Genomic DNA, 11,647 nt, shown 5'->3' with positions numbered 1-11,647 from the left:
ACGATGCTGCTGCGCGTCATCCACGAAACCGCCTACGAATACGACCCGCCCGTGCAGCACGCGCTGCACGTAGCGCACCTGCGCCCGCTCGGCCACGGCCCGCAGCGGCTCCTGGCACATGCGCTGCACATCGACCCCGCGCCGGACCAGTGCACGCAGGACGTGGACGCGCACGGCAACGCGCGCGCCTACTTCGGCCTGCCGTTCACGCACGGCACGCTGCGCGTGCGCGCCGACAGCGTGATCGACACCCTGGCGCGCCCCGCGCCCGCGCCGGGCCTGCCCTGGGAGGCGGTGCGCGAGCACCTGGCCTACCGGCGCGGCGCGCCTTACGTGGAAGCGGCGCAGTTCTGCTTCGCCTCGCCCTACGTGCCGCTGCACGAAGACTTCGCGCACTACGCGCGCGCCTGCTTCACGCCCGGCCGCCCGCTGATGGAGGCGGCAGCGGCGCTGATGTCGCGCATCCACCAGGACTTCGCGTACGCCCCCCAGGCCACCGACGCGGGCACGCCCGCGCTCGAAGCGCTGCGCCTGCGCCGCGGCGTGTGCCAGGACTTCGCGCACGTGATGACCGGCTGCCTGCGCAGCCTGGGGCTGGCGGCGCGCTACGCCAGCGGCTACCTGCTGACCACGCCGCCGCCGGGCCAGCCGCGCCTGGTGGGGGCCGACGCATCGCACGCCTGGGTATCGGTATGGTCGCCCGGCCCGGATGGCGGGGCGTGGCATGACCTGGACCCCACCAACGACCGCGCGCCGGGCGAGGATTACGTCACCCTGGCCCTGGGCCGCGACTACGCCGACGTGGCCCCGCTGCGCGGCGTGATCCACGGCGGCGGCCGCCACGTGCTGCGCGTGGCGGTGACGGTCGCGCCGCTGCAGGAGATGGCTTGAAAATCAAGGGATTTCGGCCCAAAATGCCCGTCCAGCAAGCGCCAGCAGCTATCAAAAACAAAGCACCAAAAAGCAAAAACCCGCGCAAACCTCACGGTTTGCGCGGGAAGGCCTTGGAGCCAGAAACAGATGCTTTACAGCACTTCAAACACGCCGGCGGCGCCCATGCCGCCGCCGATGCACATGGTCACGCACACGCGCTTGGCACCGCGGCGCTTGCCTTCGATGAGGGCGTGGCCCGTCAGGCGCTGGCCGGAAACGCCGTAGGGGTGGCCCAGGGCAATGGCGCCGCCGTTGACGTTCAGGCGGTCATTGGGAATGCCGAGCGTGTCGCGGCAGTAGAGCACCTGCACGGCGAAGGCCTCGTTCAGCTCCCACAGGTCGATGTCCTGCACCGTCAGGCCCAGTTTCTTCAGCACCTTGGGAACGGCGAACACCGGGCCGATGCCCATCTCATCGGGCTCGCAGCCCGCCACGGCGAAGCCGAGGAAGCGGCCCAGGGGCTGCAGGTTGTTGCGGCTGGCGAAGTCCTCGCTCACCACCACGCAGGCGCCCGCGCCGTCGCTGAACTGGCTGGCGTTGCCGGCCGACACCAGGCCGCCGGGCAGCGCCGAGCGCAGGCCGCGGATGGCCTCCACCGTCGTGCCTTCGCGCGTGCCTTCGTCCTTGCTGACGGTGACCTGCCTGGTCGTCAGGCCCATGACCTTGTCGGCCACGCCCGCGGTGACGGTGATGGGCGCGATCTCGGCGTCGAACAGGCCGGCAGCCTGGGCGGCGCAGGCCTTTTGCTGGCTGGCGGCGCCGTATTCGTCCATGGCGTCGCGGCCGATGCCGTAGCGCTTGGCCACCTGCTCGGCGGTCTGCAGCATGCTCCAGTAGATCTCGGGCTTCTGCTTTTGCAGCGCCAGGTCGAACAGCATGTGCATGTTCATCTCCTGCTGCACGCAGGAGATGCTTTCCACGCCGCCGGCCACGTACACCTCACCCTCGCCGGCGATGATGCGCTGCGAGGCGGTGGCGATGGTCTGCAGGCCCGAGGAGCAGAAGCGGTTGATGGTCATGCCCGAGGCGGTGACGGGCAGCCCGGCCTTGAGCGCGATCTGGCGCGCGATGTTCATGCCGGTGGCGCCTTCGGGGTTGGCGCAGCCCATGATGACGTCATCGACCGTGGCCGGGTCGATGCCCGCGCGCTGCACGGCGTGCTGCACGGCGTGGCCGCCCAGCGTGGCGCCGTGCGTCATGTTGAAGGAGCCCTTCCAGCTCTTGGCGAGCGGCGTGCGGGCGGTGGAAACGATCACTGCGGAGGTCATGTCAAATCCTTGCGTTCAGTATTGGGGGGCGCGCGCGCTCACTGGAAGTTCTTGCCTTCGGCCACCAGGCGCGCCAGCAGGGGCGCGGGCTGCCAGAACTTGGCATCGTCCAGCGGGTTCTGGGCGAAGCGCTTCATGGTGGCCGCCACGTTGAACAGGCCGACCTCGTTGGCATAGTTCAGCGGGCCGCCACGGTGCACCGGGAAGCCGTAGCCGAAGATGTAGACCACGTCGATGTCGCTGGCCTTGTTGGCAATGCCTTCCTCCAGGATGTGCGCGGCCTCGTTGACCAGCGCGAACACCAGGCGCTGCACGATCTCCTCGTCCGAAATCTTGCGCGGCGTGATGCCCAGGGCCTTGCGGTGCTCCTCGATCATCTGCACCACCTCGGCGTTCGGGATGGCGTCGCGCTTGCCCGGCACGTAGTCGTACCAGCCGGCGCCGGTCTTCTGGCCGAAGCGGCCCTTCTCGCACAGCAGATCGGCGGTCTTGCTGTACTTCATGTCGGGCTTTTCCTGGTAGCGGCGCTTGCGGATGGCCCAGCCGATGTCGTTGCCCGCCAGGTCGCCCATGCGGAACGGGCCCATGGCGAAGCCGAACTTCTCGATCGCCTTGTCCACCTGCGCGGGGGTGCAGCCCTCGTCGAGCAGGAAGCCGCCCTGGCGGCCGTACTGCTCAATCATGCGGTTGCCGATGAAGCCGTCGCACACGCCCGAGACCACGGCCACCTTCCTGATCTTCTTGGCCACGGCCATCACGGTGGCCATCACGTCCTTGCCGGTCTTGTCGCCGCGCACCACTTCGAGCAGCTTCATCACGTTGGCCGGGCTGAAGAAGTGCAGGCCCACCACGTCCTGCGGGCGCTGGGTGAAGGCGGCGATCTTGTTGACGTCGAGCGTGGAGGTGTTGGAGGCCAGGATGGCACCGGGCTTCATCACCCGGTCGAGCTCCTTGAACACGGCTTCCTTCACGCCCAGTTCCTCGAACACGGCCTCGATCACCAGGTCGGCGTCGCGCAGGTCGTCGTACGACAGCGTGGTGCTCAGCAGCGCCATGCGCTGCTCGTACTTGTCTGCCTTCAGCTTCTTCTTGGCGACCTGCGCCTCGTAGTTCTTGCGGATGGTGCCGACGCCGCGGTCCAGCGCCTCCTGCTTCATCTCCAGCATCTTCACGGGAATGCCGGCGTTGAGGAAGTTCATGGCGATGCCGCCGCCCATGGTGCCGGCGCCGATCACGGCCACGCTCTTGATCTCGCGCTTGGGCGTGTCGGCCGGCACGTCGGGGATCTTGCTCGCGGCGCGCTCGGCCAGGAACAGGTGGCGCAGCGAACGCGACTCGGGCGTCCACATCAGGTTGATGAACAGCTCGCGCTCGTAGGCCAGGCCGTCGGCGAACTTGCGCTTGGTGGCGGCTTCCACGGCGTCCACGCACTTGGCGGGCGCGGGGAAGTTCTTCGCCATGCCCTTGACCATGTTGCGCGCGAACTGGAAATAGGCATCGCCCTCGGGGTGCTTGCACGGCAGGTTGCGCACCAGCGGCAGCGGGCGCACGTCGGCCACGCTCTGCGCGAAGGCCAGGGCCTCGGCGGCCAGCGCCTCGGGCGCGGCCACCAGCTTGTCGAACAGCTTCTGGCCGGGGACCATGCCGATGAGTTCGCTCTTGACCGGCTCGCCGCTGACGATCATGTTCAGCGCCGCCTCCACGCCGACCACGCGCGGCAGACGCTGCGTGCCACCCGCGCCGGGCAGGATGCCCAGCTTGACCTCGGGCAGCGCGATGCTGCAGCCAGGGGCCGCCACGCGGTAGTGGCAGCCCAGCGCCAGCTCCAGGCCGCCGCCCATGCAGACGGTGTGGATGGCCGCGACCACGGGCTTGGCGGAGTTCTCCACGGCGCTGATGACGGTGTGCAGGTTGGGCTCGGCCATGGCCTTGTCGGTGCCGAATTCCTTGATGTCGGCCCCGCCCGAGAACGCGCCGCCCGCGCCCGTGATGACGATGGCCTTGACGCTGGCGTCGGCATTGGCCTTCTCCAGCCCCGCGACGATGCCCTGGCGGGTGGCCAGGCCCAGGCCGTTGACGGGAGGATTGGCCAGGGTGATCACGGCCACATTGCCGTGGACTTGGTATTCAGCGGTCATGCTGCGCTTCCTTGGAAAGTAGAAAAGAACGGTCGTGCGTTTTTGATTGTAGGCAAGGCTTGCGGCGCGCGCTTGTCCCGCCTGGGACAAGCACCGGCCAGGGTATTCCCGGGGTATTTAGACCTCCAGCCACTCCTTGCGCACGTAGCTGTTGGCGCGCAGTTCGTCGGGCGTGCCCTCGAAGACGATGCTGCCGTGGCCCATGACGAGCGTGCGGTCGGAAATGCCCAGCGCGATGGTGAGCTTCTGCTCGATGAGCAGCACCGACACGCCGCGCTCCTTGATCTTGGTGAGGTACTCGCCCACCAGCTCGACGATCTTCGGCGCCAGCCCTTCGGTGGGCTCGTCGATGATGATCAGGTCCGGGTCGCCCATGAGCGTGCGGCACAGCGTCAGCATCTGCTGCTCGCCGCCGGACATCACGCCGGCCTCGATGTTGCGCCGCTCGTGCAGGCGCGGGAACATGGCGTACATGTCGTCGAAGCCCCAGCGGCTGCCCTTGCCACTGCCCTTCTGGCCCAGCAGCAGGTTCTGGTGCACCGTGAGGTTGGGGAACACGTCGCGGCTCTCGGGCACGTAGCCCAGGCCCAGGTGGGCCACCTCATAGGCCTTCTTGCCCGTGAGGCTCTGGCCCTTCCACTGCAGCGTGCCCTCCCAGTCCACCAGGCCCATGATGGCCTTGGCCGTGGTCGAGCGGCCCGAGCCGTTGCGCCCGAGCAGGGCCACGATCTCGCCGGGGCGCACGTCGAAGCTCACGCCATGCAGCACATGGCTCTTGCCGTAGTAGGCGTGCAGGTTCTCGATCTTCAGCATGTTCAGTGGCCCTCCGCCTGCTGCGCGGCGATGACGGAGCCCAGGTAGGCCTCCTGCACGCGCGGGTTGGCGCGCACGTTTTCCGGCGTGTCGAAGGCGATCACCTCGCCATACACCACCACGGCGATCTTGTCGGCCAGGCCGAAGACCACGCCCATGTCGTGCTCCACGGTGAGCAGCGTGCGCCCCTCGGTGACCTGCTTGATGAGGTGGATGAAGCGCGTGGTCTCGCTCTTGCTCATGCCGGCCGTGGGTTCGTCCAGCAGGATCACGCTGGCGCCGCCCGCGATGGTGATGCCGATCTCCAGCGCGCGCTGCTCGGCGTAGGTCAGGTTCATGGCCAGGGTGTCGCGCTTCTTCTGCAGCTGGATCATCTCCATGAGCTGCTCGGCGCGCTCGTTGGCGTCCTGCAGGTTCGACAGGAAGCGCCAGAACGCGTAACGGTAGCCCAGGCTCCACAGCACGCCGCAGCGCAGGTTCTCGAACACGCTCAGCTTGGGAAAGATGTTGCTGATCTGGAAGCTGCGCGACAGGCCCATGCGGTTGATCTCGAACGGCGCCTTGCCGTCGATGCGCGCGCCGTGCAGCCGCACTTCGCCGCTGGTGGGGGCAAAGCGCCCGCTGATGAGGTTGAACAGCGTGGACTTGCCCGCCCCGTTGGGGCCGATGATGGCCACGCGCTCGCCGGCGTGCACCGCCAGGTTGGCGCCGCGGATGATCTCGGTCTTGCCGAAGCTCTTGCGCAGCTCGCGCAGCTCCAGCGCACAGGTGGATGGATTCGCCATGGCTTACAGCGCCTCCCCACGCTGGATTTCATGCTCTATTTCTTCCTGGATGCGGCCCCACTGCTGCAGGAACTGCCGGCGGCACAGCTCGAACAGGCCCAGCCCCGTGAGCAGCACGAAGCCCGCGCCGAACCAGCTCGCCAACCCCGTGACATCGAGCGTGGCGCCCAGGAAATTGAATTGCGGCCCCAGCGCGGCGTTGAGCTGCAGGTGGTAGGTCATCTCCACCATGGCGGCGGCGCCCAGCACCACCACCAGGCCCGTGCCCGCCAGGCCGAGGTACGACACCCAGAGCTGGCGCAGCTTGCCGAACTTGGCCAGGCGCAGGTTCATCATGATCAGGCTGGCGATGCCGCCGGGCGCATACATCACCATGAACAGGAACACCAGGCCCAGGTACAGCAGCCAGGCCTTGGACAGCTCCGACAGCAGCACCGAGGCGAACACCAGCAGCACCGCGCCGATGATGGGGCCGAAGAAGAACGTGGCCCCACCGAGGAAGGTGAACAGCAGGTAGCCGCCCGAGCGGATCACGCTCAGGCTGTCGGCGCCGGTGACGATCTCGAAGTTGATGGCCGCCAGCGCCCCGCCCACGCCCGCGAAGAAGCCCGCGATGATGAAGGCGAAGTAGCGCACGCGCTGCGTGTTGTAGCCGATGAACTCGACACGCTCGGGGTTGTCGCGCACGGCGTTCAGGATGCGGCCCAGCGGCGTGCCCGTGAAGGCGAACATGAGCGCGGTGCAGATGAAGCAGTACACCGCGATCAGGTAGTACACCTGCAGCGCGGGCCCGAAGGTGATGCCGAAGAGCCCCTTGCCATAGACGCGGTCGGTGGTGATGCCGCCCTCGCCGCCGAAGAACTCGGGAAACATCAGCGCCATCGAGGCCACCAGCTCGCCGATGCCCAGCGTGATCATGGCGAAGGTGGTGCCCGACTTCTTGGTGGTGACGAAGCCCAGCAGCGTGGCGAAGAACATGCCCGCCAGCCCGCCCACGATGGGCATGAGCCACAGCGGCAGCGGCAGCTCGCCGCGCCCGGCCATGTTCATCGCGTGGATGGTGATGAACGAGCCCAGGCCGGTGTACACCGCGTGGCCGAACGAGAGCATGCCGCCCTGCCCCAACAGGATGTTGTACGACAGGCAGATGATGATGAGGTAGCCGATCTGCGAGAGCATGGTCAGCGCCAGGCTGCTCGTGAACAGGTGCGGGGCGGCGATCAGCATGGCCGCGAACAGCGTCCAGATCACGAAGCGCCCGATGTTCAGCGGCTTGAAGCGGTAGTAAGAAGTAGAAGAAGTCATGTATTGGCCATCCATTACCCGCAACGCAGGAAACTGGCGCGTCCCAGGCGCGGGCAGCCGCGCAAGGGCCGCCCCGCCGCGAGGGCTGCGTCCCCCTCCCGGAGCGCGCAGCGCGCAGAGAGAGGGGGAAGGCGCCGAAGGCGACTCAGGGGGTGTTTCATTGCTAGTCCTCCCGCGTGCCCAGCAGGCCCTTCGGGCGGAAAATCAGGATCAGAACCAGGAACAGGTAGGGCAGGATGGGCGCCACCTGCGAGACGGTGAGCTTGAGCAGCGGCCAGCCCACGGTCTGCTCGCCCACGGTGACGCCGAACTGCGCCAGCACGCTGGCCGCCGAGTAGTCCAGCGCCACGGCGAAGGTCTGCACCACGCCGATGAGCAGCGAGGCAAGGAAGGCCCCGGTCAGCGAGCCCATGCCGCCGACCACCACCACCACGAAGATGATGGAGCCGACCGATGCGGCCATGGCCGGTTCGGTCACGTAGGTGTTGCCGCCGATCACGCCGGCCAGCCCGGCCAGGGCGCAGCCGCCGCCGAACACCAGCATGAACACGCGCGGCACGTTGTGGCCCAGCGCCTCGGCCATGTGCGGGTGCTTGAGCGCGGCCTGGATCACCAGGCCGATGCGCGTGCGCGTGAGCAGCAGCCACACCGCCAGCAGCATCAGCACGGCCACCAGCATGATGAAGGAGCGCGACTTGGGGAACTGCGTGCCGTACAGCGTGAACAGCGGCCCCTGCAGCTGCTCGGGCAGCCCGTAGGGCACGGTGGAGCGGCCCCACACCAGCTGCACCAGCTCCAGGATCAGGTACGACAGGCCGAACGTCACCAGCAGCTCGGGCACGTGGCCGAACTTGTGCACGCGGCGCAGGCTGTAGCGCTCGAACACGGCGCCTAGCGCCCCCACGCACAGCGGCGCCAGGACGAGCGCGGGCCAGAAGCCCACCACGCCCGAGATCGTGTAGGCGAAATAGGCGCCGAGCATGTAGAAGCTCGTATGCGCGAAATTCAGGACGCCCATCATGCTGAAGATCAGCGTCAGGCCCGAACTGAGCATGAACAGCAGCAGCCCGTAGCTGACGCCGTTGAGCAACGAGATCGTGAAAAATTCCAGGCTCATCGGAACTCTTGGTTGCAGGGTAAAAAAAAGGCCCGAGGCAAACCCGGGCCTCCCAGGAAAACCGCCAGGGTCAGGACGTGTGAATGAATCCGGCGTGCCCGAGCAGGCCGTGAAAACGCGCCCGCCCTAGGCGCAAAGCGCAGCCATGGCGCGTGCCATGGCGAGCATTTGCAACGACGGGCGGGTGTGTTTTGGCGGAATGAGCGGGCATGGCGGGTTCTTTCACACGTTCTCAGGACGGACGCTTCATCTGGCACGACGTGGGCGTGCTGGCCACGTAGGGCTCGTAGTACTTCACCGGCACGAAGGTGTAGCCCGTGCTCTCGGAGTCGATGGGGTACTTGCCGCCCGCCTTCTCCCACTTGGAGATGAACAGGCCCTGCTGCAGCTGGTGGTCGGTCTTGCGCATCTCGACCTCGCCGTTGAAGCTGTTGAACTTCATGCCTTCCATGGCAGCCGCCACCTTCACGGGGTCGGTGGACTTGGTCTTGGCGAAGGCCGTGTCCAGGATGGTGAAGGCGTGGTACACGGCGCCGGTGTACATGTCGTCGTTGAACTTCTTCTTGTAGTCCACGACGATTTGGTGCAGCGGCCCCGGCAGGTTCATGTGGGCGTAGGCCACCATGTACACGCGGCCCGCGGCACCCGCGCCCATGGCCGTGGGCGTGCCGGAGACGGAGCCGTAGTAGGTGAAGAAGTTGACGTTGTTCAGGCCCGCGTCGTTGGCCGCCTTGATGAGCAGCGCCAGGTCGGAGCCCCAGTTGCCGGTGATCACGCTGTCGGCGCCCGAGGCCTTGATCTTGGCGATGTAGGGCGAGAAGTCGCGCACCTGGGCCAGCGGCGCCATGTCGTCGCCGACGAACTGCACGTCGGGGCGCTTGCGCTTCATCATTTCCTTGGCGAACTTCGAGACCTGGTGGCCGTGCGAGTAGTTCTGGTTGATGAGGTAGACCTTCTTGACCTCGGGCAGATCCTTCATGTAGGTGGTCAGCGCCTCCATTTTCATCGACGTGTCGGCGTCCAGGCGGAAGTGCCAGTAGCTGCACTTGCTGTTCGTCAGGTCGGGGTCCACGGCGGCGTAGTTGAGGAACAGCACTTCCTTGCCGGGATTGCGCGCGTTGTGCTTTTCCAGCGCATCCATGATGGCCAGGGCCGGGCCCGAGCCGTTGCCCTGCACCACGTAGCGCGCGCCCTGGTCCATGGCCGAGCGCAGCGCGCTGGTGGTCTCCTGCGGGCTGAGCTTGTTGTCGATGCCGATGATCTCGAACTTCACGCCCGAGGTGTTCTTCTTGTTGAACTCCTCGGCGATGAACTGGTAGCTCTTGAGCTGGTTCGTGCCCACGGCCGCCATCAGGCCCGAGAGCGGGTCCAGCCAGGCGATCTTGACGGTCTCGCCTTTTTGGGCAAAAGCGCCTCCAGCGCTTACCAGGATTGCGCCAGCAGCTACTGCTTTGATAGCGAATTTCATGCTTTGTCTCCTTTATTGATCAACACGCCGCAGCGTACAAGGTTGCATTGCGCCATCGCACAGGGATTGCCCCTACCGGCTATCGCCCATGCGACTGCGCGCACTGTCGAGGTGCCGCGCCCCCCCGGGCGCGCGCCCCTCTCCCGGGGTCACAAGCCGGGCAGCTTGTAGCCCTGCAGCTGCTCGCGCAGCTTGGTCTTGAGCATCTTGCCGGTGGCGCCGAGCGGAATCGCCTCGACGAACACCACGTCGTCCGGGATCTGCCACTTGGCCGTCTTGCCCTCGTAGAACTTGAGCAGTTCCTCGCGCGTCACGCTGGCGCCCGGCTTGAGCGACACGGCCACGATCGGGCGCTCGTCCCACTTGGGGTGCGGCATGCCGATGCACGCCGCCATGGCCACGGCCGGGTGGGCCATGGCGATGTTCTCGACGTCGATGGAGCTGATCCACTCGCCGCCGGACTTGATCACGTCCTTGCTGCGGTCGGTAATCTGCATGAAGCCGTCGGCGTCGATCGTGGCCACGTCGCCCGTGGGGAACCAGCCCACGCCGTTTTCGTCCTTGATGAGCGGGCTGTCGCCCTTGAAGTAGCTGTCCAGGATCCACGGCCCGCGCACCAGCAGGTCGCCGTAGGTCTTGCCGTCCCAGGGCAGTTCCCTGCCGTCGCCGCCGATGATCTTCAGGTCCACGCCGCAGATGGCGCGGCCCTGCTTCTGCTGCAGCTGCTCCTGCTGCGCGCGCGGCAGCTGCAGGTGCTTGTTCTTGAGGGTGCACAGCGTGCCCAGCGGGCTGGTCTCGGTCATGCCCCAGGCATGCAGCACGTGCACGCCGAATTCCTCCTGGAACGCAGTGATCATCGCGGGCGGGCAGGCCGAGCCGCCGATCACCGTGCGCTGGAGGGTGCTGAACTTCAGGCCGTTGCTGCGCACATGGGTCAGCAGCATCTGCCACACCGTGGGCACGCCGGCGGCGAAGGTCACGCCCTCGGCCTCGACCAGTTCGTAGACCGACTTGCCATCGAGCGCCGGGCCGGGGAAGACCACCTTGCAGCCCGTGAGCGCGGCGGAATACGGAATGCCCCAGGCGTTGACGTGGAACATCGGCACCACCGGCAGCACCGCGTCGCGCGCCGACAGGTTCATCACGTCGGGCAGCGCCGCTGCGTAGGCGTGCAGCGTGGTGGAGCGGTGGCTGTACAGCACGCCCTTGGGGTTGCCCGTGGTGCCGCTGGTGTAGCACATGCTGGAGGCGCTGTTCTCGTCGATCTGCGGCCAGGCGTAGGTGCTGGAGGCCGCGCCGATCCAGTCCTCGTAGCTGGTCAGGCCGGGAATGCCGCTGTCCGCGGGCAGCTTGTCGGCGTCGCAAAGGGCCACCCACTTCTTCACCGTGGGGCACTTGGCATGCACGGCCTGCACCAGGGGCAGGAAGGTCATGTCGAAGCACAGCACCTGGTCTTCGGCATGGTTGACGATCCACGCCACCTGCTCGGGGTGCAGGCGCGGGTTGATGGTGTGCAGCACGCGGCCCGAGCCGGAGACGCCGAAGTACATCTCCATGTGGCGGTAGCCGTTCCAGGCGATGGAGGCCACGCGCTCGCCCTGCTGCAGGCCCAGCGCCTCGAGCGCGTTGGCCAGCTGGCGCGAACGCTGGGCCAACTCGCGGTAGGTGTAGCGGTGGATGTCGCCTTCGACCCGGCGCGAGACGATCTCGCCGTCACCGTGGTGGCGCTCCGCGAACGTGATCAGCGACGAGATCAAGAGCGGTTGGCTCTGCATCAAACCCAGCATAAAAGCTCCTTCGAGGTATCAAATGAATGGTGG

The 11,647-nt window shown here is 66.9% G+C and carries 9 protein-coding genes; 1 reads left to right on the top strand and 8 read right to left on the bottom strand.

Going from position 1 to position 11,647, the window contains the following annotated elements; all coding sequences use genetic code 11:
• Positions 1–3 precede the first annotated feature (3 nt).
• A complete protein-coding gene (locus YS110_00570) occupies positions 4–891 on the top strand; it encodes a transglutaminase family protein (GenBank protein ID UJB63364.1) in 888 nt (295 codons plus the stop codon).
• A 134-nt stretch (positions 892–1,025) separates the two neighbouring features.
• Here YS110_00570 and YS110_00565 read toward each other — a convergent pair whose 3' ends face one another.
• The 8 genes from YS110_00565 to YS110_00530 all read right to left on the bottom strand — a co-directional run bounded on the left by YS110_00565 (position 1,026) and on the right by YS110_00530 (position 11,614).
• Positions 1,026–2,201, bottom strand: a complete 1,176-nt coding sequence (locus YS110_00565; protein UJB63363.1) for an acetyl-CoA C-acyltransferase — start codon at positions 2,199–2,201, stop codon at positions 1,026–1,028.
• Between the two features lie 38 nt (positions 2,202–2,239).
• Positions 2,240–4,339, bottom strand: coding sequence for an enoyl-CoA hydratase/isomerase family protein (locus YS110_00560; protein ID UJB63362.1), 2,100 nt, complete (start codon positions 4,337–4,339; stop codon positions 2,240–2,242).
• 117 nt (positions 4,340–4,456) lie between these two features.
• Entirely contained in the window at positions 4,457–5,152 is a 696-nt protein-coding gene (locus YS110_00555; GenBank protein ID UJB63361.1) for an ABC transporter ATP-binding protein, read from the bottom strand.
• 2 nt (positions 5,153–5,154) lie between these two features.
• Positions 5,155–5,937 carry an ABC transporter ATP-binding protein gene (locus tag YS110_00550; protein ID UJB63360.1) on the bottom strand — a complete coding sequence of 261 codons (783 nt, stop codon included), beginning with the start codon at positions 5,935–5,937 and terminating at the stop codon, positions 5,155–5,157.
• Positions 5,938–5,940: 3 nt separating this feature from the next.
• The gene (locus YS110_00545) at positions 5,941–7,257 is read right to left on the bottom strand and encodes a branched-chain amino acid ABC transporter permease (protein UJB63359.1); all 1,317 of its coding nucleotides are present in this window, start codon (positions 7,255–7,257) and stop codon (positions 5,941–5,943) included.
• Positions 7,258–7,405: 148 nt separating this feature from the next.
• Entirely contained in the window at positions 7,406–8,359 is a 954-nt protein-coding gene (locus YS110_00540; protein UJB63358.1) for a branched-chain amino acid ABC transporter permease, read from the bottom strand.
• Positions 8,360–8,591: 232 nt separating this feature from the next.
• A complete protein-coding gene (locus YS110_00535; GenBank protein UJB63357.1) occupies positions 8,592–9,827 on the bottom strand; it encodes a branched-chain amino acid ABC transporter substrate-binding protein in 1,236 nt (411 codons plus the stop codon).
• A 149-nt stretch (positions 9,828–9,976) separates the two neighbouring features.
• The gene (locus YS110_00530; protein ID UJB63356.1) at positions 9,977–11,614 is read right to left on the bottom strand and encodes a fatty-acid--CoA ligase; all 1,638 of its coding nucleotides are present in this window, start codon (positions 11,612–11,614) and stop codon (positions 9,977–9,979) included.
• Between the last annotated feature and the right edge of the window lie 33 nt (positions 11,615–11,647).

This window comes from Acidovorax sp. YS12, assembly GCA_021496925.1.
Lineage (GTDB): Bacteria > Pseudomonadota > Gammaproteobacteria > Burkholderiales > Burkholderiaceae_C > Paenacidovorax.
Note: the sequence above shows the minus strand (reverse complement) of the source record. Positions and strands in the feature narration are given on the sequence as shown.